The organism is Youngimonas ophiurae (nom. illeg.), assembly GCF_049803795.1.
Taxonomy (GTDB): Bacteria; Pseudomonadota; Alphaproteobacteria; order Rhodobacterales; family Rhodobacteraceae; genus Thalassobius.
Genome location: NZ_JBNAGJ010000004.1, coordinates 22,971 through 48,162, shown reverse-complemented (window position 1 = coordinate 48,162; position 25,192 = coordinate 22,971). Strand labels below are relative to the sequence as shown.

The 25,192-nt window shown below is 60.4% G+C and carries 24 protein-coding genes; 9 read left to right on the top strand and 15 right to left on the bottom strand.

Going from position 1 to position 25,192, the window contains the following annotated elements; translation table 11 throughout:
- Position 1: 1 nt before the first annotated feature.
- From dxs to ACP15O_RS10080, 3 genes are read right to left on the bottom strand one after another with little or no spacing between them, the layout of a single operon-like run.
- Complete coding sequence (dxs, locus tag ACP15O_RS10090) at positions 2–1,930, bottom strand: 1-deoxy-D-xylulose-5-phosphate synthase (protein WP_425095969.1); 1,929 nt, start codon at positions 1,928–1,930, stop codon at positions 2–4.
- A gap of 19 nt (positions 1,931–1,949) precedes the next feature.
- Positions 1,950–2,819, bottom strand: a complete 870-nt coding sequence (locus ACP15O_RS10085; protein WP_425095968.1) for a polyprenyl synthetase family protein — start codon at positions 2,817–2,819, stop codon at positions 1,950–1,952.
- 7 nt (positions 2,820–2,826) lie between these two features.
- Positions 2,827–3,069, bottom strand: coding sequence for an exodeoxyribonuclease VII small subunit (locus ACP15O_RS10080; protein WP_425095967.1), 243 nt, complete (start codon positions 3,067–3,069; stop codon positions 2,827–2,829).
- Between the two features lie 97 nt (positions 3,070–3,166).
- Between ACP15O_RS10080 and ACP15O_RS10075 the strand changes: the two genes are divergently transcribed.
- Positions 3,167–4,129 carry a phosphotransferase family protein gene (locus ACP15O_RS10075; RefSeq protein ID WP_425095966.1) on the top strand — a complete coding sequence of 321 codons (963 nt, stop codon included), beginning with the start codon at positions 3,167–3,169 and terminating at the stop codon, positions 4,127–4,129.
- Here ACP15O_RS10075 and ACP15O_RS10070 read toward each other — a convergent pair.
- The 3 genes from ACP15O_RS10070 to ACP15O_RS10060 all read right to left on the bottom strand — a co-directional run bounded on the left by ACP15O_RS10070 (position 4,126) and on the right by ACP15O_RS10060 (position 6,308).
- Positions 4,126–5,031: a histone deacetylase family protein gene (locus ACP15O_RS10070; RefSeq protein WP_425095965.1), complete on the bottom strand. Its 906-nt coding sequence runs from the start codon at positions 5,029–5,031 to the stop codon at positions 4,126–4,128. The two genes, ACP15O_RS10075 and ACP15O_RS10070, sit on opposite strands and share 4 nt — an antisense overlap.
- Positions 5,032–5,112: 81 nt before the next feature.
- Positions 5,113–5,814, bottom strand: a complete 702-nt coding sequence (locus ACP15O_RS10065; RefSeq protein ID WP_425095964.1) for a response regulator — start codon at positions 5,812–5,814, stop codon at positions 5,113–5,115.
- Positions 5,811–6,308, bottom strand: a complete 498-nt coding sequence (locus tag ACP15O_RS10060; RefSeq protein ID WP_425095963.1) for a MarR family winged helix-turn-helix transcriptional regulator — start codon at positions 6,306–6,308, stop codon at positions 5,811–5,813. Before ACP15O_RS10060 ends, ACP15O_RS10065 begins: the two co-directional genes overlap by 4 nt.
- A gap of 177 nt (positions 6,309–6,485) precedes the next feature.
- Here ACP15O_RS10060 and ACP15O_RS10055 point away from each other — a divergent pair, with 177 nt between their 5' ends.
- Positions 6,486–7,352 carry a branched-chain amino acid aminotransferase gene (locus ACP15O_RS10055; protein ID WP_425095962.1) on the top strand — a complete coding sequence of 289 codons (867 nt, stop codon included), beginning with the start codon at positions 6,486–6,488 and terminating at the stop codon, positions 7,350–7,352.
- A gap of 51 nt (positions 7,353–7,403) precedes the next feature.
- On the opposite strand, the gene cobO is transcribed toward ACP15O_RS10055, so the two are convergent.
- From cobO to ACP15O_RS10015, 8 genes are all read right to left on the bottom strand, one after another.
- The gene (gene cobO, locus ACP15O_RS10050) at positions 7,404–7,997 is read right to left on the bottom strand and encodes a cob(I)yrinic acid a,c-diamide adenosyltransferase (protein WP_425095961.1); all 594 of its coding nucleotides are present in this window, start codon (positions 7,995–7,997) and stop codon (positions 7,404–7,406) included.
- An 87-nt stretch (positions 7,998–8,084) separates the two neighbouring features.
- Positions 8,085–9,005 carry an ABC transporter permease gene (locus ACP15O_RS10045; protein WP_425095960.1) on the bottom strand — a complete coding sequence of 307 codons (921 nt, stop codon included), beginning with the start codon at positions 9,003–9,005 and terminating at the stop codon, positions 8,085–8,087.
- 14 nt (positions 9,006–9,019) lie between these two features.
- Positions 9,020–10,312 carry an ABC transporter permease gene (locus tag ACP15O_RS10040; protein ID WP_425095959.1) on the bottom strand — a complete coding sequence of 431 codons (1,293 nt, stop codon included), beginning with the start codon at positions 10,310–10,312 and terminating at the stop codon, positions 9,020–9,022.
- Positions 10,313–10,409: 97 nt separating this feature from the next.
- The gene (locus tag ACP15O_RS10035) at positions 10,410–11,483 is read right to left on the bottom strand and encodes an ABC transporter substrate-binding protein (protein ID WP_425095958.1); all 1,074 of its coding nucleotides are present in this window, start codon (positions 11,481–11,483) and stop codon (positions 10,410–10,412) included.
- Between the two features lie 115 nt (positions 11,484–11,598).
- The gene (locus ACP15O_RS10030; RefSeq protein ID WP_425095957.1) at positions 11,599–12,702 is read right to left on the bottom strand and encodes an ABC transporter ATP-binding protein; all 1,104 of its coding nucleotides are present in this window, start codon (positions 12,700–12,702) and stop codon (positions 11,599–11,601) included.
- Positions 12,703–13,076: 374 nt separating this feature from the next.
- Positions 13,077–14,147 (bottom strand): SMP-30/gluconolactonase/LRE family protein, encoded by a 1,071-nt coding sequence (locus ACP15O_RS10025; protein WP_425095956.1) that lies wholly within the window; start codon positions 14,145–14,147, stop codon positions 13,077–13,079.
- Positions 14,148–14,185: 38 nt separating this feature from the next.
- A complete protein-coding gene (locus ACP15O_RS10020; protein ID WP_425095955.1) occupies positions 14,186–15,583 on the bottom strand; it encodes an aspartate aminotransferase family protein in 1,398 nt (465 codons plus the stop codon).
- Positions 15,584–15,678: 95 nt separating this feature from the next.
- A complete protein-coding gene (locus tag ACP15O_RS10015; RefSeq protein ID WP_425095954.1) occupies positions 15,679–16,374 on the bottom strand; it encodes a GntR family transcriptional regulator in 696 nt (231 codons plus the stop codon).
- Between the two features lie 150 nt (positions 16,375–16,524).
- Between ACP15O_RS10015 and ACP15O_RS10010 the strand changes: the two genes are divergently transcribed.
- The 5 genes from ACP15O_RS10010 (at position 16,525) to ACP15O_RS09990 (ending at position 21,822) form a co-directional block, all read left to right on the top strand.
- Positions 16,525–17,610 carry a polyamine ABC transporter substrate-binding protein gene (locus ACP15O_RS10010; RefSeq protein WP_425095953.1) on the top strand — a complete coding sequence of 362 codons (1,086 nt, stop codon included), beginning with the start codon at positions 16,525–16,527 and terminating at the stop codon, positions 17,608–17,610.
- 61 nt (positions 17,611–17,671) lie between these two features.
- A complete protein-coding gene (locus tag ACP15O_RS10005; RefSeq protein ID WP_425095952.1) occupies positions 17,672–18,799 on the top strand; it encodes an ABC transporter ATP-binding protein in 1,128 nt (375 codons plus the stop codon).
- Position 18,800: 1 nt separating this feature from the next.
- Positions 18,801–19,688 (top strand): ABC transporter permease subunit, encoded by an 888-nt coding sequence (locus tag ACP15O_RS10000; RefSeq protein ID WP_425095951.1) that lies wholly within the window; start codon positions 18,801–18,803, stop codon positions 19,686–19,688.
- Entirely contained in the window at positions 19,688–20,497 is an 810-nt protein-coding gene (locus ACP15O_RS09995) for an ABC transporter permease (RefSeq protein WP_425095950.1), read from the top strand. Before ACP15O_RS10000 ends, ACP15O_RS09995 begins: the two co-directional genes overlap by 1 nt.
- A 2-nt stretch (positions 20,498–20,499) precedes the next feature.
- Positions 20,500–21,822, top strand: a complete 1,323-nt coding sequence (locus ACP15O_RS09990) for an NAD(P)/FAD-dependent oxidoreductase (RefSeq protein WP_425095949.1) — start codon at positions 20,500–20,502, stop codon at positions 21,820–21,822.
- On the opposite strand, the gene ACP15O_RS09985 is transcribed toward ACP15O_RS09990, so the two are convergent.
- Positions 21,819–22,742, bottom strand: a complete 924-nt coding sequence (locus ACP15O_RS09985) for a DMT family transporter (protein ID WP_425095948.1) — start codon at positions 22,740–22,742, stop codon at positions 21,819–21,821. The genes ACP15O_RS09990 and ACP15O_RS09985 overlap by 4 nt on opposite strands.
- A gap of 135 nt (positions 22,743–22,877) precedes the next feature.
- Between ACP15O_RS09985 and ACP15O_RS09980 the strand changes: the two genes are divergently transcribed.
- Positions 22,878–24,392: a malonate--CoA ligase gene (locus ACP15O_RS09980; protein ID WP_425095947.1), complete on the top strand. Its 1,515-nt coding sequence runs from the start codon at positions 22,878–22,880 to the stop codon at positions 24,390–24,392.
- A gap of 181 nt (positions 24,393–24,573) precedes the next feature.
- Entirely contained in the window at positions 24,574–25,149 is a 576-nt protein-coding gene (locus ACP15O_RS09975; RefSeq protein WP_425095946.1) for an outer membrane protein, read from the top strand.
- The last annotated feature ends 43 nt before the right edge of the window (positions 25,150–25,192 follow it).

Sequence of the window (25,192 nt, the reverse complement as noted above, 5' to 3'; positions counted from 1 at the left end):
CTTAGCCCGCCTGCCGCCCGATCGAGGCAATGCCCAGCACGTCCAGCACCTTGGCCTCGATGTCCTCGGCATTCAGCCCGGCGACGGCATACATGTCTTCCTGACTGGCCTGGTCGATGAAAATATCCGGCAGCACCATCGAGCGGAACTTCAGCCCGCCGTCGAACGCCCCGCTGTCGGCCAGGAATTGCGCGACATGGCTGCCAAAGCCGCCCACGGCACCCTCTTCGATGGTGATCAGAGCCTCGTGATCGGCGGCCAGCTGCGCGATCAGCGCCTCATCCAGCGGCTTGGCGAAACGTGCGTCGGCAATCGTGGGGGTGATGCCGCGCGCGGTCAGGGCCTCGGCGGCTTTCATCACCTCGGACAGGCGCGTCCCAAAAGACACAATCGCCACACGGCTGCCGGTTTGGATCACCCGGCCCTTACCGATTTCCAACACTTGGGGCACCTCGGGCATGTCCACGCCCACGCCCTCGCCGCGCGGATAGCGGAAGGCAATCGGGCCGTCATCATGCGCGGCGGCAGTGGCAACCATATGCGCCAGCTCGGCCTCATCCGCGGCGGCCATCACCACCATCCCCGGCAGGTTCGCCAGATAGGCAATGTCAAAGCTGCCCGCGTGGGTGGCCCCATCCGCCCCCACCAGACCGGCGCGATCAATGGCAAAACGCACGGGCAGGCGCTGAATCGCCACGTCATGCACCACCTGGTCATACCCGCGTTGCAGGAAAGTCGAATACATCGCGCAGAACGGTTTCAGCCCGCCAGCGGCCAGGCCCGCGCTGAAGGTCACGCCGTGCTGCTCGGCAATGCCGACGTCGAAACAGCGGCTGGGGTATCTCTCGGCAAAGAGATTCAGCCCGGTCCCGTCGGGCATCGCGGCAGTGACAGCGCAGATTTTATCGTCCTTGGCGGCCAGGCTCAGCAACGTGTCGGCAAACACATTGGTATAAGAGGGCGCATTGCTGGGCGCTTTTTTCTGCTGGCCGGTCAAGACGTCGAACTTGGCGGTCGCATGGCCCCTGTCTCGGGCCCGTTCGGCGGGGGCATAACCCTTACCCTTCTTGGTGATCGCATGGATCAGAATGGGCCCCGTCGCCCGCGCCTTGACCGTGCGCAGCACCGGCAGCAGCTGATCCAGATCGTGGCCGTCAATCGGCCCGATATAGCTGAACCCCAGCTCTTCGAACAAAGTGCCGCCGACAGTCATGCCCTTCAGCATTTCCTTGGCGCGTTTTGCCCCCTCACGGAAGGGTTCGGGCAACAGGCTGACGGCCCCCTTGGCGGCGGCCTTGAATTCCTGGAACGGCTCGCCCGCATAAAGACGGCTAAGATAACTGGACAGCGCCCCCACCGGCGGGGCAATCGACATTTCATTATCGTTCAGAATGACGATCATCCGCTTTTTCAGATGGCCGGCGTTGTTCATTGCCTCAAACGCCATGCCCGCGCTCATCGAGCCATCGCCGATCACGGCAATCGCATCGCCCAGCCCGCCTTCGGCACTGCCGCCCAGATCACGGGCCACGGCAAAGCCCAAAGCGGCGGAAATCGAGGTCGAGCTATGCGCCGCACCGAAAGGATCAAAGGGGCTTTCGGATCGTTTGGTAAAACCGGACAGCCCGTCCTTTTGGCGCAAGGTGCGGATACGATCACGCCGCCCGGTCAGGATTTTATGCGGATAGCATTGGTGGCTGACATCCCAGATCAGTTTATCCTTGGGCGTGTCGAATACGGCGTGCAGGGCGACCGTCAGCTCCACCACACCCAGACCCGCGCCCAGATGCCCGCCCGTCACGGATACCGCACTGACGGTTTCGTCGCGCAATTCCTGCGCAAGCTTATGCAGTTGCGCATCGGTGAATTGCTTCAGATCCGCAGGCAGGCTTACCTGATCCAGCAATGGCGTCTTCGGTCGGTCCGACATGGCCCCTCCGGGCTGGCTGTTAGCTTGCACGCGAGATAACGAACCGGGCCGCATCCCGCAAGGTTTCTGCCTCGTTCGCATAAGGATCTAGCGCATCGCAGGCCCGTGTCACCAGATCATGCGCGCGGTCTTTTGCCGCCTGAAGGCCCAGCAGCGAGACAAAAGTCGCCTTGCCCGCATCCGCGTCCTTGCCCACGGCCTTGCCGACGGTTTCGGCGTCGCCCTCAATATCCAGAACGTCATCCCAGATCTGAAAGGCCAGCCCCAGGCATTCGGCATAGGTGGCCAGCGGGCCACACTCCGCGCCCGCCATCACCGGGCCCGCCGTCGCGGCCCATTCGATCAAGGCGCCGGTTTTGCCCGCCTGCAACCGCGTGATTTCCTGCAAAGTCAAAGCCTGCGCAGCCGTTTCAGCCGCAATATCCATTTCCTGACCGCCAACCATCCCGGCAATCCCGGCGCGCGCGGCAAAGCCCTGGATCAATTCCAGTTTACGGCCTGCATCACACTCGGCCCGGCACAGCATTTCAAACGCCAGAGATTGCAGCGCATCCCCCGCCAGAACGGCCGTGACCTCGTTCCATTTGCGATGGACCGTCGGCTGGCCGCGGCGCAGATCGTCATCATCCATGCAGGGCATATCATCGTGGACCAGCGAATAGGCGTGCATGGCCTCGATCGCGGCGGCGGCGGGCAGGGCAGCCTGCGCATCGACGCCATGCAAACGCGCGCTTTCCAGCACCAGGAACCCACGCAGCCCCTTGCCGCCCCGGCACGCATACAGCATCGCCTGCGCCACCGGGCTGTCCTGACCGTTCAGCGTCTGCGCAATATAGCCTTCGGCCTGCGCGCGCGCATCGGCCAGAGCCGTCGCCAATACCACCGTCATTGTGAAATCACAGCCCCTCGGCCGGTTTCAGACCTGTCGCGTTCCCATCCGCATCCTGAGTAATCACAGCGACCTTTTCCTCGGCCTCGCGCAGCTTGGTCTCGCAGCGTTTTTTCAGATCGGCCCCACGGGTGTAGAGCTCGATCGACTCTTCCAGCGTGGCTTCTCCGCCCTCTAGCTTGTCAACGACAGCCGTTAGCTCGGCCATGGCCTCTTCGAAGGACATTTCAGATACGGGGCGGGCGGTCATCGGACACTCCTTAGCGGTTTCGCAGGCACCATAGCGGCGCAGGCGGGCAGGTTCAATTCGGTTGACGCGCCGCGCCCCCTGCCGGATGCTGCCAGGGATGAGCATCGTGACAACCAACAACGCCAAGGCCTTTCCTCAAGAGGCCGCCGCCGCCAGCCTGCTGGTTGAACAAGCCGCAAGCGCCGCCGGATTGCAGGCCCAGATCACGCAGCTGTTTCGCTTTGTCCCCGACAACCGGATCATTTTGCGCGGCACGTTGGCGCAGCAGGACGCCGTGTTCCGGATGCCTTTGTCTGCCGCCAGCCGCAAACAGATCACCCGTGAATGGGCCGAGCTGAACCGGACGCATCCCTATATGTCCCGCGGGCCCTGTCAGGTGGCCTGTCCGCTGCATTTCGATGAGGTCTCGGGCCTGATGGTGATCAGTCATATCCCCGGCACTCCGCTGATGAAACATCTGTGGACGCTTAACCCAGAGGACCGCGCCCCGGTGTATGCCCATGCAGGCGATTGGCTGGCCGCCTACACCCAACCCAGCCAGAGCACCCGCCAGGCCAATGTGCGCCACTGGCTGATCCGGGCGCGCGATGCGGCAGCCAAACAGCCTCATCCTGCCCTGGCCGAGGTCGAAACCCGCGTGTTCCGCAAAATGCGGCACCTGTCCAGGCAGATCGGCGGGCACGATTGGCGCGTGTCCATCCCGCACGGGGATTTTCACCCCAATAACCTGATCCTGAACGGCCAGATTCTGACAGGCATCGACACCGGCGGCTCTTCGGTCGCGCCGATCTACAAGGATATGGCCCGATCCCTGACACATATGGCACGGCGCGGGCTGTTCTTTGGCCAGGCGCGGAAATTCGGAGTGGACGCGCTGGCTTTTGACGCGCTGGCCAAGGCAATGCAGCTGACCGCGCCGGAACAAGAGCTATATCTGCCCTATCTGATCTGCTTTGAAACCCTGTTCCGGGTCGAGCACCCGCAGATGCCGCAGCACCGTGTCGAACACGGCAGGGAAATGGCGAAATCGCTGCTCCGAGACCTGCGGCAGATCACCTAACCGTCCATCAGCGCAGCCACATGGGCGGCCACGCACATGCCCAATGCGTGCAGATCATAGCCGCCTTCCAGCACGGAAACCACGCGCCCCTTTGCGTATTGTTTCAGTTGACGGGTCAGCCAGACGAAATCCTCGACCTCCCAGTTCAATTGCGCCAGAGGATCGGCACGATGCGCATCGAACCCGGCCGAGATCAGCAGCAGTTCGGGCGCAAACGCGTCCAGCATCGGGAAAACGCGGCGCTCATAGGTTTCACGCATCTGGGCCCCGCCGGATTCGGGCAGCAGGGGCAGATTAACGATCTGATCGTGCGCGCCGCGTTCGCCTTCGGTGCCGGTGCCGGGCCACAGCGGCGATTGATGCGAGGAAAAGAACAGCGCCTGCGGCTCGTCCCACAGCAAATCCTGCGTGCCATTGCCATGATGCACGTCGAAATCCACCACAGCAACGCGTGCCACCCCCCGCGCCAGCGCATGTTTGGCCGCAATCGCCACATTCCCGAACAGGCAAAATCCCATCTGACGGGCGGTTTCTGCATGGTGGCCCGGCGGGCGACAGGCGACAAAGGCGTTATCCGCCCGCCCATCCAACACCGTATCGACAGCGGCAACAGCGGCTCCGACCGCCCGGCGCGCCGCCTGAACCGACCCGGCCGACATGAACGTGTCTTCGTCCAGCGCAACCGAGCCGGCCTGCGGCTCGGCCTTCAGGATCTTTTGCAGATAGGTTTCAGGGTGACATAGCAGGATCTGCGCATCCGTTCCCAAAGGCGCTTCGTGACGGTCCAGGGCCATTCCCTTCAGCGCCGTGGTCACGGCATCCAGGCGTGCCACCTGTTCGGGATGCCCCGCAGGGGTGACATGCCCCCAACACGCCGTATGAGAATAAAACGCGGTCGTCATCTCTGACCCTCCTTCGTAAGGCCCAAAGGATCATCCCCCATCGCGCCCGCCGGATCAATCGCCCCCCCGCCGGCTGAACGGTCAGTCCGGGGCCAGCATGTACCCGGCCCCGCGGACCGTCTGCAAATACCGAGGCTGCTTGGGGTCTGCCTCGATTTTCCGGCGCAGACGTGTGATCTGTACATCCACCGCGCGTTCCTGCGCCTGCCCCCGATCGCGGCCCAGATCCTCGACCAGTTTGGCGCGGGAAATCGGCTCGTTCGGGCGGGCCGAGAAAATCTTCATCAGCTGGCTTTCGGTGGCGGTCAGGCGGATCATGTCTTCGTCCTGCCACAGCTCGCCCCGGTCCACGTCATAGCGGATCAGGCCCAGCGTCAGCACCTTGGGGGCCGTGTCGGCGGGGGCGGCCTCGGGCATCCGGCGCAGAATGGCGTTGATCCGCAGAAGCAGCTCCTTGGGCTCAAAGGGCTTGGCCAGATAATCGTCTGCCCCGGCCTCCAGCCCGGCAATCCGATCCTCGGTTTCGCCCTTGGCGGTCAGCAGCAGGATCGGGGTAGAAATGTCCGCGCGCAGGGCCCGTGTAAGGCTGATCCCGTCCTCGCCCGGCATCATCACATCCATCACGATCAGGTCGAACTCCAACCCCGACAAAAGCCGCCGCGCATGAACCGCATCCCGCGCCGCAGACACCAGAAACCCGTTACGCATCAGGTATTTCTGCAACAGCCCGCGAATGCGTTCGTCATCGTCAACGATCAGCAGATGAGGATCGACGTCATTCATGCGCCATTCTCGCGCAGGGCGTGGTATTTGCGCCGCATTTCAGGGTCCATCATTGCCTCCAACACCTGGCGGAATCCGGCCACCGCCTGCGGCCCCGCCGCACGATAGGCCGTCCGCATCCGGGCCCGCTGCGCATCGGACAGTTTGCGCTCCAGCGCCGCGCCCTCTTCGGTCAGGAACAGGTGCCGTTCGCGTTTATCGGCAACGCCGACCCGGCTTTCGACAAGACCATCTTCGATCAGGGTGCGCAACACACGATTCAGCGATTGCTTGGTCACCCCCAGCAGGATCAGCAGATTGTTAACGGTCGTTCCCGGTGCGCGATTGATGAAATGGATTGCCCGGTGATGCGCGCGCCCATAGGCCATGCCCGCCAGAATACGATCCGGATCTTCGGTAAACCCCCGATAAGCAAAGAACATTGCCTCGATTCCCTGGCGCAGTTGTTCGTCTGTCAGGAACAGAAGGTTCTCGCCGGTGGTTACTTCTGACATCGCCATCCCCTGTGAAAACTGTTAACAAAATGCCCGCGCAAGAGGCAGCTTAAGTCAGTCTTGTTGACATTCCAAGAGCGAACTGATACCGAATCGCAGCTTTCGCGCAAGAAACTGTCCGATACGGACCGAAATTGCGCAACTTTCGAAAATCGAACGAGGGTAAGGGGAACAGCAATGGCCGGGTATGATGACCGCGATGGTAAAATCTGGATGGATGGTAAAATGGTGGACTGGCGCGACGCCAATGTCCACATTCTGACCCATGCCCTGCACTATGCCTCCTCTGTTTTCGAAGGCGAGCGCTGCTATGACGGGAAAATCTTCCTGTCGCGCAAACATTCCGAACGCCTGCTGCGCTCGGGTGAAATGATGGACATGCCCATCCCCTACACCGTGGATGAAATCGAGGCCGCCAAACAAGCCGTTCTGGACGCCAACAACCTGACCGACGCCTATGTGCGCGTCGTCGCCTGGCGCGGCGCAGGCGAAGACATGGGCGTATCCGCCGCCCGGAACCCGGTGCGCATGGCCGTCACCGCCTGGGAATGGGGCAGCTATTATGGCGATGCGAAATACCAGGGTGCGAAACTGGACGTGGCCAAATGGAAACGCCCCTCGCCCGAAACCATCCCGACCTCGGCCAAGGCAGCGGGTCTCTATATGATCTGCACCATGTCCAAACACGCGGCCGAGGCCAAAGGCTGCTCGGACGCGCTGTTCATGGATTACCGTGGCTACGTGGCCGAGGCGACCGGCGCCAATATCTTCTTCGTCAAGGACGGCGAGGTCCACACCCCCCTGCCCGACGCCATCCTGAACGGCCTGACCCGCCAAACCGTGATCGGCATGTTGAAGGACCGCGGCATCACCGTGCACGAACGCCACATCCTCCCCGAGGAACTGGACGATATGGAACAATGCTGGCTGACCGGCTCGGCCGCCGAGGTCACCCCCGTGGGTCAGATCGGCGATTGGACATTCGAAGTGGGCGATCTGTGCCGCGAAATTTCCGAAGCATATGAGGCGCTGGTCCGCGCCTGATCTCTGACCGATAAAATGGAAACGCCGGCCCTTAGCGCCGGCGTTTTTACTTTAGAAATCCACCCCACGCTGCGCCTTGATACCGGCGGCGTAAGGGTGCTTGATCTCAGTCATTTCCGTCACCAAATCGGCATAATCACACAGCAGTTCCGGCGCATCGCGGCCCGTCAGAATCACGCTGGTCCGGTCAGACCGGCGCTTAAGCCCCTCCAGCACCTGTTCAGCAGACAGATAATCATACCGCAGAGCAATGTTGATCTCGTCCAACACGATCAGATCGTAATCGCCGCTTTCCATCATCTCGCAGGCACGATTGAACGCCGCCGTGGCCGCTGCAATATCGCGGTCCTTGTCCTGCGTATCCCAGGTAAATCCCTCACCCATCGTGTGCCAGTCAACACCGCCCAGACGATCAAAGAACTGGCGCTCTCCGGTGATCCATTTGCCCTTGATGAACTGCACAACGCCCACAGTTTTCCGCCAGCCCAGCGCACGGACGATCACACCGAAAGCAGACGAGGATTTGCCCTTGCCGTTGCCCGTATGGATCAGAATCAGCCCGCGATCAGGGTCGGTTGCCTCGGCCACCTTGTCCTGATGCGCCTTTTGCATCTTTTGCATTTTTGCCTTGTGATCGTCGCTCATATCCGCCTCCTGTTCGCCCCTTCCCATATAGAAAAAGCCGGGAAATTCCACCCCCGGCTCTTTCATCTTGCTGTAAATACTCAAAAATCAGCCAGGGCTCATCCCGCGCAGACGCTCCGAGCGGCGCCGCAGCAGTTCCACCGTGGTCAGCAGCGCAATTGAGATCAGCACCAAAATCGTCGCCACCGACAGGATCGCCGGGCTGATCTGCTCACGAATCCCGTTCCACATCTGACGCGGGATCGTCTGTTCATCCAGGCCACCGACGAACAGCACCACCACCACCTCGTCAAACGAGGTGACAAAGGCAAACAGCGCGCCGGAAATCACGCCGGGCAGGATCAGCGGCATCTGTACCCGGCGGAAGGTGCTGATCGGGTCCGCGCCCATATTGGCCGCCGCGCGGGTCAGCGAATGGTCAAACCCCACCAGAGTCGCCGTCACGGTGATAATCACAAACGGAATGCCCAAAGTCGCATGAGCCAGGATCACGCCCAGATAGGGAATGCCCCAATTCTGGATCGCAATCTCAGAGTAGAAAAAGAACAGCCCCGTAGCCACGATGATGATCGGCACGATCATGGGCGAAATCAGGATCGCCATGATTACCCGGCGAAAGGGCATCTCGGGGCGGGACAGACCCAGCGCCGCCACAGTGCCCAGCCCGGTGGCCAGAATGGTGGAAAAGAAACCGATGATGATCGAGTTCTTCGCCGCATTGATCCAGGCCGCATTCGACCAGGCATCGGCCCACCAGCTGAAATCGCGCGGGGCCTCGGGGGCCAGCATCCCAAAGGTCAGCAGCAGGTCATACCAACGGGTGGAATAGCCGGTTGGGTCCAGTCTCAGCATTTTCTCGGTGAAGGTGAAATAGGGCTCAGAGTTGAAACTGAGCGGTATAACCACCAGAATCGGCGCGATCAGGAACAGAAAGATCAACGCGCAGATCACCAGATAGGTGTAGTGCCAGGCTTTTTCCAGCGGATCGGCGTAGGACGGAAGTGCCATGTCTGTCTCTCCTCTTAGCCCAGTTTCAGATTGTCGATGCCGATCAGGCGGTCATACAGCCAGTACAGGATCATCACCCCGCCCAGCAGCATCGCAGCCAGCGCCGCAGCCAGGGACCAGTTCAGCGATTTCTGCATGTGGAACGCGATCAGGTTGGAAATCAGCTGACCATCGGCCCCCCCCACCAGCGCGGGCGTGATGTAATAGCCAACCGCCAGAATGAACACCAGCAGCGCGCCAGCCCCAATGCCCGGCACCGTTTGCGGGAAATAGATCCGGCGGAACGCGGTCCAGCTGGTTGCACCCAAACTGCGGGCCGCACGCACATAGGACGGGTTGATCGGACGCATCACCGAATACAGAGGCAGCACCATAAAGGGCAGCAGGATATGCGTCATCGCAATCACCGTCCCCAGCTGGTTATACATCATCTGCAATCGGTTCTCATCCCCCAGCAGGCCAATCCCCACCAGCGCATCGTTGACCACGCCTTGGGATTGCAGCAGCACCATCCAACTGGTCGTACGCACCAGCAATGACGTCCAGAAAGGCAGCAGCACCAGGATCATCAGCAGGTTCGAGTGGCGCAGCGGCAGTGTCGCCAGCAAATGCGCAATCGGATAGGCCAGCACAAAAGTCAGAAAGGTAATCAACAGCGACAGGAACAGCGTCCGCTGGAACAGCTTTACATAGACCTGCCGGTTTTCATTCACCATGACGATATTGCCATCCGCATCCTTGGTACGGTCGGCGGCAGCCAGGTAGAAGTTGAACGTATAGGACGAGGACGCATCGCGCATCACACGCCACAGGGCGGGATCGCCCCAATCCTCATCCAGATCCAGGATCGCGGCCTTATACGGAGGCTCCAGTTTTTTGGCTTTTCTTGCGGCCTTGGTGAACATCGAGCGCGAGCCCGACAGTTCATAGTTGATCCGGGTGCCGGCCTGACCGGCAGCGCGCAGATCCTTCAGCACCAGCAGATCAGCGGCCAGCGCAGCATAGGCGGCCTCGTCCGGTTCAGTGCCCAGCGGGTTGTCATTAAACCACGCTTTCAAATTCGCCATAATCGGGGTGCGAACGCCAGTGCCGATTTCCTCGTGGATCGTGAAACCTTCGTTATGCACGGATCTCTTCAGCATCTGGCCAATTGGCATCACGAACGTGATCAGAATAAAGGCTAAAAGCGGCAGCACCAGAAAGAATGCGCGCCGTCTGGCATGGGACTGTGCCCTGGCCAAAGCCTGCTTCAGCGGCTTGCCATCAGCCGTTGTCAGCATCTCTCCGTTCGCACTTGCGTCGGTCATGTGGATGTCACCTTTCCCCGTGGTAGGCCGGGCCTTGGTGGCCCGTACCCGAAAGTGTCAGGATCGCCCCCAGGTCAGGGGCGACCCAAAGGCCGGATCAGTTGGCCAGCCAGGCGTTGAAACGCTCGTTCAGCTCGGCGTCTTTATCGACCCAGAACTCAAAGTTGTTAACCAGAGCGTTGGTCAGGTTGGCCGCAGCGGTCGGCATATGCGGGCCCATTTCGGTCACGCCATCCGAGTATTTACCCACCAGAGCACCCGACGATTTACGCGCAGGACCGTAGGAAATCCACGAAGCCTGATCGGCCAGGCGCTGGGTATCGGTTGCGAAGGCGATGAACTCCATCGCGGCGTCCTTGTTGGGGGCGCCTTTGGGCACGACGAACAGGTCAAAGTCCATGATCTGACCGTCCCAGACGACTTCCAGCGGCTGGTTTTCGGCAACCGCAGCGTTGAAGATACGGCCGTTATAGGCGGTCGACATCACGACCTCGCCATCTGCCAGCAGCTGCGGCGGCTGAGCGCCGGCTTCCCACCAGACGATGTCTGCCTTGATGCTGTCCAGCTTGGCAAAGGCGCGATCCACACCGGCATCGGTGTCCAGCAGGTCATAGACTTCGCCCGCAGGAACGCCATCCGCCATCAGAGCCATTTCCAGGGTCGCTTTGGCCGATTTCCGCAGGCCGCGTTTGCCGGGGATTTTTGCGGTGTCAAAGAAGTCGGCGATGGTGGCGGGCGCCATCGAGACGTTGTCTTTGTTATAGGCAAAAACGGTTGACCAAACGATGTTCGCAACCGCGCAATCCTGAATCGCGCCGTCGATGAAATCGTCAGCAGCCGGGGTGCCATCGGGGGCTGCGGGCAGCATCGAGGCGTCGATTTCTTCCAGCAGGCCTTCGTCACACAGACGCACAGCATCCGAGAATTCCACGTCAGCCACGTCGATCGAGACATTCCCGGCCTCAACCTGCGCCTTGATCGGGGTCGCGGGGTTGTCCGCGTCGATCGAGTTGATCTTCACGCCGGTCTTGGCGGTGAAGGGCTTGTGATAGGCCTCGACCTGCGACTTGGTGTAGGCGCCACCCCAGGACATTACCGTCACTTCGCCAGCCTGAGCGGCAAACGCTGCGGTGGTCAGCGCCGAAGCCAGAAGAGCAGTCTTGAGTTTCATTGTCATAACTCCCATTGGTGCCCGTAATTTGATGATGACAGAGAGAGTGAAACGGGCAAAGTCACCTCTCCTTGAACGACACAGGCCCAGCCTCTGACCGGGCCTGCGGATTCTATCAGGCGTCCAGGGCGTGGCAGTCCTGAGGCAGCCAGCCGATTTCCAGCTGTTGCCCCGGAACCAGACGATCCTGGTCAGGTGCGTTCCGGGTTTTCACAACGAATTCTTCGTTTCCGGCCACGCGCAGACGGGTGCGGAAAATGTCACCCATATAGATGAACTCCAGCACCTCGGCCTTTAGCGTATGAGCGCCCTCTTGCAGGCGGTCCTTGTTGAATTCGACACGTTCGGGGCGGATCGAGACGCGGGTCTTCTCGCCCGGTTTCGAAACATTGACCGGCTTGGCGTCAATCAGCTCGCCATCTTCCAGGCGGACAACGCATAGATCGGGGCCTTTTATTTCGACCACCTCACCCAGCAACGTGTTGTTTTCACCGATAAATTGGGCAACAAAGCTGTTTTGCGGGGCTTCATACAGCTGATCCGGCGGGGCCAGCTGCTGAATGCGGCCATCATCGAAAACGGCCACGCGGTCAGACATGGTAAGAGCCTCGGTCTGGTCGTGGGTCACGTAAACGGTGGTGATCCCCAGCTCATGCGCCAGACGGGTGATTTCAAACTGCATGTGCTCGCGCAGCTGTTTATCCAGCGCGCCCAGCGGTTCGTCCATCAGAACCAGCTCGGGCTCAAACACCAGCGCGCGGGCCAGGGCGATCCGCTGCTGCTGCCCCCCGGACAGCTGCGCCGGACGACGATTGCCGAAATCGCCCATCTGCACCATGTCCAAGGCCCGTTTGATCTTGGTCTCGCGCACGGATTTATCCATGCCGCGCACTTCCAGCGGGAAGGACAGGTTTTCAGCCACGGTCATGTGGGGGAACAGCGCGTAATTCTGGAACACCATGCCGATGCCACGCTTATGCGGCGGAATGTTGTTGATCGGACGACCGTCCAACAAGATTTCGCCGTGTGTGGCGGTCTCAAACCCGGCAAGCATCATCAGGCACGTGGTTTTCCCCGACCCAGACGGCCCCAGCATCGTAAGGAATTCGCCCTTCGGCATACTGAGGTTCAGATCTTTGACGACAAGCGTCTCACCGTCATAGCTCTTTTGCACTCGGTCGAACTGGACGAATGCATCCTTGGTTTGTTGTTCAGCCAAGATATGGCTCCCCGTTTTTTTTGTAACTCGCAGTTAAACTGCTTTATTTAAGGTAAACTAAAACGCGGGTTGGATCGGGTTGCAACCGGATAGCGGCACTTTTGGGCCAAATTCGACATTCTCACGATTTTTGAATGTTCCCCCAGACCTTATTGCCATTATATTAAACACTACCCTGATCCTTTGATTTCTATGCAAAATTTTTTGCTTAGTTCACATGCAAACTTCGGATATTTTAATATTTTTGAATTCTGAAAAAATTCTTACCGCCTAAATTTGAGGCGCATTCAAAGGGCGACCTAAGGGGAGGCGCGCGCGCCAAAGATGTATCGCCTATGCAAAAATCCCCCATTTAGAGATTCTGTTGAAAGGAATCAGTTCGCCGGCAACACCCCCAGACGGCGCTCGGTCAGCGAGGACACAAAGATGCTACCGTCAGCGGCGGTGATGGCGCCGGTTGTCAGTGCGTAGCTTCCGGCGGGGTCTTGCAATGTTTCAAGAACCCGCCCTTCGGCATCCATGCGCAACACGAACCCATAGCGTTTCGGCGCGGGCCTCATCGTTTCCGGCAGCCTGAGGATCGCCTGCCTTAACCGTGGCCGCGCAGACAGCCGATCGACAATCGGATTTCGGGGACTGACCAGCCCCAGCCAGAAGCTTCCGTCCGGGGCGGCATTTAGATTATCCGGAAATCCGGGCAGATTCCGCAGCACCTGACGCCCCGTCCCATCCGGCGCGTATCGCCAAACCGAGTAAGTCCCGGTTTCAGCCACGTAGACATCCCCGTTTGCGCCAATGGAAATCCCGTTCGGAAAGGTCAGCCCATTGGTGAACAAGGTGGCTTTACCCGTCTGCGGGTCGTATTTCAGAACCCGCCCATTACTGGAATGTTCGATCAGGTCCAGAATCGAGGCAGGCAGCGTACCCCCATGCGCCTTAGCACCAAAACGGGTCGAGGCATCGGTGAAGAAGATCGTACCATCCGCCGCAATATCCACATCATTGGCATAACGGATCGGCACCCCATCCGCGCTGTCCGCCAGCAAGCTGACTTGGCCCTGCGGGTCGATCGCCAGCAAACCCAGATAGGCATCGGCAACATACAGCACCCCATCCGGTCCGAACTCGATCCCCAGCGGGCGGCCCTTTGTGGTTGCAAAAACCTCGGTCTGACCACCGTTCTGAGCGCAGCGCAGGATTTCCCCGTCATGAACCGCGATATAAAGCATTCCGTCAGGGCCAATCGCGATATCTTCGGGGCCGGAACGCCCTGCAATGTCCAGAAATGTCAGCTGTTTCAGCCGTTCATTGGGTTCGAACGCCCCGGAATATCCAGGGTTTTTCGGAGCGTTCCAAGGTTTGGGATCGACCGGGACAGGCCAGAAAACCAGATAGGCAACACATACAACAGCTACAATTGCCCACAGCCCCAGAAACGATTTCATTGCCTGCTCCTTTGTCTTGGGAAGCAGGAATTGCGTGCTTAGGGTGCTGCCTCCCACAATCCCTCATCTTTAACGCGAGCCAACCCTTCGTCAAGCGACTTCACCGCGCGGTCGATCAGCGTGTCCACTTCCTCGCGCGAAATCACCAGGGGCGGGCTGATGATCATCCGATCCCCGACGTGACGCATGATCAGGTTGTTGGCAAAGCACCGTTCGCGGCAGATATATCCCACAGTCCCGGCCTCGGCGGCAAAGGCCGCGCGGCTTTCCTTATGCGGGGTCAGCGCGATCGAGCCCATCATCCCGACAATCTTGGCCTCGCCCACCATAGGGTGATCGGCCAGGGCTTCCCATTTTTCTTTCAGATAGGGGGCGATGTCATCGCGGACGTAATCCACGATTTTCTCTTCCTGCATGATATTCAGGTTTTCCAGCGCCACGGCGGCCGCCACCGGATGGGCGTTGTAGGTATAGCCGTGATTGAATTCGCACGCGCCAATGACAGCGGCAATTTCATCGCTGACGATCGAGCCACCAATCGGCTGATAGCCCGAGGACAGGCCCTTGGCGATGGTCATGATGTCCGGAGTCCAGCCCACGGTTTCGCTGCCAAACCAATTGCCGGTCCGACCGAAGCCACAGATCACCTCGTCCGCGATCAGCAGAATATCGTACTGGTCGCAAATGCGCTTGATTTCGGGCCAGTAGGTTTCGGGCGGCACGATCACACCGCCAGCCCCCTGCACGGGTTCGGCGATAAAGGCGGCAACATTGTCTTCGCCCAGCTCATGGATGGCTTGCTCCAGCTGGCGAGCACGTTCCAGGCCAAATTCCGCAGGGGACATGTCTGCGCCTTCGGCCCACCAGTTAGGCTGATCAATGTGGTGGATGTCGGGGATCGGCAGCCCGCCCTGCGCGTGCATTCCGCTCATCCCGCCCAGGGAACCGGCCGCAACCGTCGAGCCGTGATAGGCATTTTTCCGGCTGATGACGATCCGCTTCGAGGGCTTGCCCTTCTGCGCCCAATAGGTCCGCACCATACGCAAATTCGTGTCATTTGCCTCGGACCCCGAGCCCGCATAGAACACATGGTTCAGATCGCCCGGCGCGATTTCGGCCAGTTTCTGGCTCAGCGCGATCGCGGGCACGTGTGTCGTCATGAAGAACGTGTTGTAATAGGGCAGTTCAGCCATCTGGCGCGCGGCGACATCGGCCAGGCGCTGGCGGCCATAGCCGATGTTTACACACCACAGCCCGGCCATCCCGTCGATGATCTGGTTGCCCTCACTGTCGTGCACCCAGACCCCATCGGCCCGCGTGATGATACGCGCGCCTTTTGCGGCCAGCTCATCCTGGGTCGTGAACGGGTGCATATGATGCGCCGCATCCAGTTTTTGCAATTCTTCGGTGGGCATATGATTGCTGATGATGGTCATCCCAGGCCTCGTCGTTCGAAATGGCGAATCACGGCCAGACTGTGAACTGGCCGCGTTCATTCACAATATGATCAAATTTTTGCGTGTCAATCGAATCAGTTTAATTCGGTCTGCGGCTGCAACATGTCCCGCACTTGCTCCATTCCTTGCAGCATGTCTTCGCGACAGGCACGCGCTGCGGCCTCTGCGTCTCCGGTCCGCATGGCCCCCAGCAGATCCTTGTGACGATCCGGCAAATTCTGGGTCCCCAGCCGCCCGCACACCACCCTCAGAGAGGGGCCGAAGCGCAGCCAGAGTCCCTCGGCCATGGTGGCCAGAATCGGGGCATCGGCCAGTTCGTAAATCTTGGCGTGGAACCGATAGTTATACTCCAGATAACCGCGCAGATCACCGCGTGCGATTGCGGCATCCAGGGCCGCGTCCAGCTCGGTCAGAACCGACAGATCCTCGGGCGTTGCACGCTCGGTTGCGCGCAGGCCCATATGGGACTCAAGCCATTGCCTTGCATATATAATTTCCGATATATTCTCGGCCGTCAGAGGCGGCACGATGACCCGGCGATTGCCCTGGAATTTCAGCGCACCCTCGGCCGTCAGCCGCCGGATCGCCTCGCGCACCGGCGTCATCCCGGCCTCCAGGCTTCCGGTCAGCCCCTGAATGGTAACGGGTTGCCCCGGCGCAATCTCTCCGAAGAGAATCTGTTCACGCAATTTACGATAGATCACCTCATGCGCAGGAAGCCGCGCTTTGCCGGTTTCTTTAGTGGCGGTTTTTTGGGCGTCCCCATCCATGCTGCCTTTTTTCTCCGCATTGGCTTTCATCCATTTGTTGCGAGTTTAAATGACCCGTGGAAACATTACCATATTGCCTTGACGGGCATTTTTTGATCAAATTTGGATAGACCGGAGAAAAACCACCGGGAATCCAAGGGGAGAAAGAAAATGAAGAACTGCCTGCTATCCGTGACAGCCATCGCCGCCCTGTGCGCCGGCATGGCCAATGCCGAAGAAGTCCGCGTCTACAACTGGTCCGACTACATCGACGAAGGCCTGCTGACCAAATTCGAAGAAGAGACCGGCATCAAGCTGATCTACGACGTGTTCGACAGTAACGAAGTGCTGGAAACCAAGCTGCTGGCAGGGGGCTCGGGCTATGATGTCGTGGTTCCGACCGGCTCGTTCCTGCAACGCCAGATCCAGGCGGGCGTGTTCCAGAAACTGGACACCGCCAAGCTGTCCAACATCGGCAATCTGTGGGACACGATCCAGGATCGCACCGCGCGGTTCGACCCCGACAATGCTTACTCGATCAACTACATGTGGGGCACCACCGGGATCGGCGTGAATGTCGGCAAGGTCAAAGAGATACTGGGAGACGATGCGCCGATCGACTCGTTGTCTTTGGTGTTCGACCCGGTCAACATGGAAAAGCTCAGCGCCTGCGGCGTGCATTTCCTGGACGCCCCGGACGAGATGATCCCCGCCGCGCTGACCTATCTGGGTGAAGATCCCAACAGCCACGATAAGGACGCGTTCAGCAAGGTCGAAGCGCTGTTCGTCGGCGTGCGCCCCTATGTGCAGAAGTTCCACAGCTCGGAATATATCAACGCGCTGGCCAATGGTGATATCTGCGTGGCCGTCGGCTGGTCGGGTGACATCCTGCAAGCGCGTGACCGCGCGGACGAGGCCGACAATGGTGTCGAGATCGCCTATAACGCCCCGTCCGAAGGCGCCCTGATGTGGTTTGACCAGATGGCCGTTCCCGCCGACGCCCCCAACCCCGAAGCGGCGCATAAGTTCCTGAACTTCATTCTGGACGCAAACAACATGGCCGCAGCGTCGAACTATGTCTACTACGCCAACGGCAACAAGGCCTCGCAGGAATTCCTTGAGGAAGACGTGATTGGCGATCCGGCGATCTATCCCAGCGCCGAGGCCATGGCGAACACCTATATCAAAGGCCCCTACCCGCAGAAGGTTCAGCGCACCGTGACCCGCCTGTGGACCAAGATCAAATCGGGCACCTAAGAAACGCCTGTACCGGCCCGCGCTGTCATGGCGCGGGCCCTTTTTATGTGTAGAGACTGACATGACCGAAACCGTATTCGCCCCCTGGGAAGACCAAACCGAAACGCCTCTGATTCAGTTCAAAAGCGTGACCAAACGGTTTGGCGATTTCACCGCCATCGACAACCTGACCCAAGACATCTACGAGCGCGAATTTTTTGCGCTACTGGGGCCGTCGGGCTGCGGGAAAACCACCATGATGCGGATGCTGGCTGGCTTTGAAACCCCCACGACCGGGCAGATCATCATCGCCGGGCAGGACATGGCACAGGTACCGCCGAATGAACGCGCGGTGAACATGATGTTCCAGTCCTACGCATTGTTCCCGCATCTTTCGATCTGGGACAATATCGCCTTTGGGCTAAAGCGGCAGAAAATGCCAAAAGATCAGATCAACACGCGGGTCGAGGAAATGCTGCGCCTGACCCGCCTGTCCAAATTCGCCAAACGCAAGCCGCACCAGATCTCGGGCGGGCAGCGTCAGCGTGTGGCCCTGGCGCGATCGCTGGCGCGCGCGCCGAAACTGCTGCTGCTGGACGAACCCCTGGGCGCGCTGGACCGCAAACTGCGCGAAGAAACCCAGTTCGAGCTGATGGACATTCAGGAAAAAACCGGCACCACCTTTGTGATCGTCACCCACGACCAGGAAGAGGCCATGACCGTCGCCAGCCGCGTTGCCGTCATGGACGAGGGCCGCATCATGCAGGTCGCCACCCCCGCGAATATCTATGAAGAGCCGAACTCGGTCTATGTGGCTGATTTCATTGGGGACGTGAACATCATTCAAGGCACGGCCACGCCAACCGGCCCGGACGGGTATGACATCAAATGGCACGCCGATCAGCCCCCTATTCATGCCCAGACCAGCCGCACGCTTGTGGACGGGCAAACCGCCTTTGTCGCGATCCGGCCCGAGAAAATCAGCATTTCCGCCGAAAAGCCCGAAGGCGCCGTGAACGCCGTCAAAGGTAAGATCATCGACATCGGCTATCTGGGCAATATCTCGACCTATCACGTTGAAATTCCCGGCGGCCTGATGGTCAAGGCGCAGGCCACCAACACCCGCCGCCTGTCGCGCCGGGGCTTTACCTGGGAAGACGAGGTCTGGCTCAGCTGGACGCTGACCGCCGGCTCGGTACTGGAGCAATAACATGCGGCGCCTGTTTCTGATCTCTGTTCCGTATATATGGCTGTTGGCGCTGTTCCTGATCCCCTTTGTGATCGTGTTGAAAATCTCGCTGAGTGACGTCGCGCTGGCCATTCCGCCCTATACGCCCACACTGGATCTGGGCGGCGGCTGGGCCGCGATAAAGGACTTCTTCAGCCAGCTGGATTTCGAAAACTTCGTCTGGCTGACCGAGGATGACCTGTATTGGAAGGCCTATGTCTCCAGTCTGCAAATTGCCGTGGTCTCGACGCTGCTGACGCTGCTGGTGGGCTATCCGATTGCCTATGGCATGGCGATGGCCCCCGATGAATGGCGCCCCACGCTGATGATGCTGGTGATCCTGCCATTCTGGACCAGCTTTCTGATCCGCGTTTATTCGTGGATGGGCATCCTGTCAAAAGAGGGTTTCCTGAACCAGTTCCTGATGTGGACCGGCCTGATATCCGAGCCGCTGACCATCCTGAACACCAATACCGCCGTCTACATCGGCATCGTTTACACCTATCTGCCTTTCATGATCCTGCCGATCTATTCGGCGCTGGAAAAGCTGGACGGGTCGCTGCTGGAGGCCGCCGAGGATCTGGGCTGTTCGCGTCTGTCGGCGTTCTGGCTGGTGACGATCCAACTGTCCAAAAGCGGCATCATCGCGGGCTGTTTCCTGGTGTTCATCCCCACGATTGGCGAGTTTGTCATCCCCTCGCTTTTGGGTGGGTCCGGCACGCTGATGGTGGGCAAGGTTCTGTGGGAAGAGTTCTCGGCCAACCGTGACTGGCCTGTCGCCAGCGCCGTGGCGGTCGTCTTGCTGCTGATCCTGATCATTCCGATCATCCTGTTCCAGCGGAACGAACAAAAAGAGCGGGAGAAGGGCTAATGAGACGTTTCACTTGGTTTAATGCCACCTCGCTGACGCTTGGCTTTGCATTTCTGTATCTGCCGATGGTCATTCTGGTGATCTACAGCTTCAACGCGTCGAAACTGGTCACTGTCTGGGCCGGATTCAGCACCAAATGGTATGGCGAGCTGCTGAACAACGATGCCTTCCTCGAAGCCGCCTGGGTCACGCTGCAAGTAGCCGTTGTCAGCTCGACCATCGCGACGGCCCTGGGAACGATGGCCGCCTATGTGCTGGTCCGCGCGGGGCGGTTCCATGGGCGCACGCTGTTTTCCGGCATGATCTATGCCCCGCTGGTGATGCCCGAGGTAATCACCGGCCTGTCCTTGCTGCTGCTGTTCATCGGGATTGGCCTGGACCGCGGCATCGTCACCATTATTCTGGCGCATACGACTTTCTCGATGTGCTATGTGTCGGTGGTGGTGTCCTCGCGGCTGGTCAGTTTCGATAAATCCCTGGAAGAGGCCGCGCTGGATCTGGGCTGCACACAGTTCGAATCCTTCCGCCTGGTGACGCTGCCGATCATTGCGCCGGCGGTGATTTCGGGGTGGCTGCTGGCCTTTACCCTGTCGCTGGACGATCTGGTGATCGCGTCCTTTACCTCGGGGCCGTCGGCCACCACCCTGCCGATCAAGATCTGGTCCGCCGTGCGCCTGGGCGTCTCGCCCGAGATTAACGCTCTCTCGACCATCATGATCGGGATCGTTGCGGTGGGGGTCATCACGGCCTCGCTGGTAACGAAACGCGCGGCGGTGCAACGCCAGCAAGAAGAGCGCGCAGCAGGCTGACCATGGAACGCGTTCTGGACCAGTTCGCCTATGGGCCCGGCCCCCTTGCCGATTGCTATTGGGGGCCAACCAGCCTGCAAGGGCTGGACAAGCTTCAGGGCGATCAGCACGCAAAGATTGCCATTGTCGGCGCGGGGTTTACCGGCCTGTCCGCCGCGCTGCATCTGGCTGCTCAGGGCTGCGCGGTGACCGTTCTGGACGCGCAGACACCCGGATGGGGGGCCTCGGCCCGGAACGGAGGGTTTTGCTGTCTGGGTGGCACTGCGCTTGGCTCTCAGACCATTCGCAGGCGGCACGGGCCGGAAGGCCTGCACCATTGGCGCGCAACCGAGCTGGCCGCAATCCAGCTGGTCCGCAACCTGCTGACCACCCATGACATTGACGCCGAAACCCATTCCGAGGGCGAAACCATTTTGGCGCATTCCCGGCGGGCCATGGCGCATTTACGCAAGAATCAGGCTGAAATAGAGACTGATTATGGCTTTGCCACCACCCTGCATGAACGCGCAGACCTGCCCGGATTAGGGATGCGCGGGCCGTATCATGGTGCGCTGACCCTACCGCATGGATTCGGTCTGAACCCACGCAAATACGCCGACGGATTGGCCCACGCCGCGCGAAACGCGGGCGCGCGCATTCATGGGCACAGCCCCGTGCTGTCCGTCACCCGGCAGAATGGCAGCTATACGCTCGGTACAGCCGCCGGACGTCTGCGCGCGGATAAGGTGATCTTTGCCACGAACGGCTATTCCTCAGAGGATGTGCCGCCCTGGATGCGCAGCCGTTTCATGCCGCTGCAATCCAATGTCCTGGTCACTCGTCCGCTGACCGATACAGAAATCGCCGACGGCTGGAACAGCACCCAGATGGCCTATACCGAGTCGACTTTCCTGCATTATTTCCGCCTGATGCCGAACAAACGGTTCCTCTTTGGGATGCGCGGCGGCTATTTCACTGGCCAGCGCGCGTTTCAGTCGATGCGCGCACGCACCCGCCGCCAGTTCGAGCAGGCCTTTCCCTTCTGGCGCCACGTGGAAACGCCCTATGGCTGGAATGGCGTTCTGGCTTTTACTCCGAACCTGTCCCCTTACGTGGGCGCGATCCCCGAAATGCCCGGTGCTTTCACCGGGTTTGGCTATCACGGGAACGGGGTGGCGATGGGCACGCAGGCCGGCGCAATCCTGGCGCGGCTGACCTTGGAGCAGGAGGCCGGGCCGCACTATCCGGCCTTGATGCGCGATGTCCCCAAAGCCATGCCTTTGGGGCGGTATCGGCGGGCATTGATGGCACCGGGTTATGCGGCGGCCCGCCTGCTGGGCCACTAACCCTGCGGCGTGATCCCCGAGCGCGCCTTGGACCGTTTCAGCCCCAGATGCCCCTCGCGCAGGATGATCAGAACCCCGGCAGCAATCACAATCGCAGCGCCCAGCAGCATCTGCGTGGTGGGTGTTTCGGCAAAGATGAAATAGCCGATCAATAGCGCGAACACCATCGAGGCATAATCGAACGGTGCCACCACCGAGGCCCCCGCAAACCGATAGGCCGAAGTCAGGAAAATCTGCCCCATCCCGCCCAGCAGCCCGGCAACGATCAGCAACAGCGCCTCGCGCGGGGCGGGCAACACCCAGCCAAAAGGCAGCGTCAGCAGCGACAACAGGGTCGAAGTCAGCGAAAAATAGAACACAATGGCCGAGGTCTGCTCGGACTGGACAAGCTTGCGAATGTAGATCTGCGCCAATGCCGCACAGACCGCCCCCATCAGCGTCAGAACAGCGCCAACGGCCTGGGCCATCTGCACGGTTTCCTCGGACAGCAGGGTCAGGCGCGGGGCCAGGATGATCAACACTCCGCTCAGCCCCAGCGCAACCGAGGCCAGGCGGAATACGCCCACCGTTTCCCCCAGAAACATCGCCGCGAAAACCACCGTCAGCAGCGGCGCGGCATAGCCCAGCGCGGTTACCTCGGGCAGGGGCAACAGGCCAAGCCCGGCAAACATCATACCCATCGCCGCCGTCCCCACGAACCCGCGCCAGAAATGCGCCATGGGGGATTTCACCCTTAGGCCTGTCCGCAAATCCCCGCGGATCGTCAGCCACGCCAGGATCACCGGCACCGCGAAAAGCGAGCGAAAGAACACCGCCTGCCCGGCCGGCACATGATCCGACGTTGCCTTGATCAAAGAGGCCATGGAGATGAACATCAGCACTGAACAAAGCTTCAGCGCGATCCCGGTCAGCGGCTGCATTGGATTTCCCTTCGCATGTTAATCGAATGCTGCGCCGATCCGCAGCAAAGGTCAATCCGGGCAAAGCCCTTGATCTTGGGGAAATCTGTGCCAAAACCGTAGCGCTTTGGACGTTGATCACTGGAAGGCCCGCGCATGTATCCCTCGAATTACCTCGTCAGCCGTTTGTCTCATGCAGCCGACAGCACCCCGGACAAGGTGTTCGCCACGCGGCCTGGCCTGCCGGATGTCACCTATGCGCAGCTGTTCGCCGGTGCGCAGCAAATGGCGCAGAAGCTGCAGGCGCTTGGGCTGCTGCCGGGGGATCGTGTGGCCGTGCAGGTGGAAAAAACGCTGGAGGCCGTGCAGCTTTATCTGGGCACCGTGCTGGCGGGCGGAGTGTTTCTGCCGCTGAACACCGCCTACACCGGCCCCGAGGTTGCCTATTTCATCACTGATGCCACCCCCCGCGTGCTGGTCTGCGATCCCGCGCGGCTGGACGAGCTGTCATCGCTGGCTGGGGACGCCACTGTTCTCACGCTGGATCAGGACGGAGCCGGAACGCTGACCGCCGATCTGCCAGCGCTGGATGCGGTCTTCCGCCCCGCCGCTCGCGAAGCTGATGATCTGGCCGCAATTCTTTATACCTCGGGGACCACGGGCCGATCCAAAGGCGCGATGCTCAGCCATAAGAACCTGGCCTCGAATTCGGAATCCCTGCGTCAGCTGTGGCGCTTTACCCCCGATGACGTGCTGATCCACGCGCTGCCGATTTTTCACACGCACGGCCTGTTCGTGGCCACCAATGTGGCACTGCTATCCGGGGCCTCGGTTGTGTTCCTGCCCAAGTTCGACGCACAGGCCATTCTGGACGCCATGCCCTCGGCAACCGCGCTGATGGGCGTGCCCACCTTCTATACCCGTCTGCTGGATAATCCGCGTTTGACGCTGGAACAGGCTCGAAATATGCGCCTTTTCATCTCGGGCTCGGCGCCGCTGCTGGTGGACACGCATGAGCAATGGGAACAGCGCACTGGCCACCGCATTCTGGAACGCTATGGGATGACGGAAACCAACATGTCCACCTCCAACCCCTATGACGCGGAACGCCGCGCGGGCACCGTGGGCTTCCCTTTGCCCGGTGTGGAACTGCGCATCATGGACGACGGGGCCGAAGTCGCCCAGGGTAAGATCGGCGTGATCGAGGTGCGCGGCGATAACGTCTTTCAGGGCTACTGGCAGATGCCGGAAAAAACCGCCGAAGAACTGCGCCCCGACGGCTGGTTCATCACCGGAGATCTGGCCACGCGCGATGCGGATGGCTATGTCACCATCGTGGGCCGCGCCAAGGATCTGATCATCACCGGCGGGTTCAACGTCTACCCCAAAGAGCTGGAGAGCCTGATCGACGACATCCCCGGCGTGCTGGAAAGCGCTGTCATCGGCGTGCCGCATCGTGACTTCGGCGAGGCCGTGGTGGCCATTGTCGTCGCCTCTGACCCTGGGCTGAGCGCGGACCAGATCGAGACCGTCACCTCGGCCCGGCTGGCCAAGTTCAAACAGCCCAAAAAGATCCTTTTCCTGCCCGAGCTCCCGCGCAACACCATGGGCAAAGTCCAGAAAAAAGCGCTGCGCGAGGCACATGGCGGCCTGTTTGGATCATCTCTCTGAGTTGTGATGACCCGTGCCGCCCTGTCGGCCAGACTTTGCCACCCGTTCGGGCTGGTTTCAGCCAGCCTTTGCCGACCTTTCGGCTGTCTCTCCACTTCTGCGACGGAACTCTTATCTGGCCCGTTACAGCAATAACGGTGCCGCAATGTCGCGGCGCCGGAGGCAGTTGAAAGGAACGAAAATGACACTCAAATCCGTCCTGATGGGCACCGTCGGCGCCACCCTGATCGCCGCCCCCGCGCTCGCCGGCTCGCCCGAGCCAGCCCCCGCGCAGCCTGCTATTGAAACGCCTGTCGCGGTGCCGCTGACCGGGGATTGGACCGGCGGCTATGTCGGTGGTCAGATCGGCTGGGGCGACGTGTCGGGCGATATTTCCGGCGACGATCTGATCGGTGGTCTGACCCTGGGGTATGACTATGACTTTGGCTCTTGGGTGCTGGGGGCCGGTGTGGATTACGACTGGGCAGAGATCGACGCAGGCGGCAACACGCTGGAAAACCTGGCGCGTCTGAAACTGCGCGCGGGCTATGACACCGGGCCGGGCCTGGTCTATGCCACCGCCGGTGCAGCCCGCGCCGAGATTGACACGCTGGGCAGCGACGAAGGCTATTTCGCCGGTATCGGCTATGAGCACAAACTGACCGATAACATGACCGTCGGCGGAGAGATTCTGTACCACGATTTCGGGGATTTCAACGGTTCGGGCACGGATGTCGAGGCCACCACAGCGCAGGTGCGCGCCAGCTTCCGTTTCTGATAACGAAAGGGGCGTCCCACATGGGGCGCCCAGTCTCTTGTTC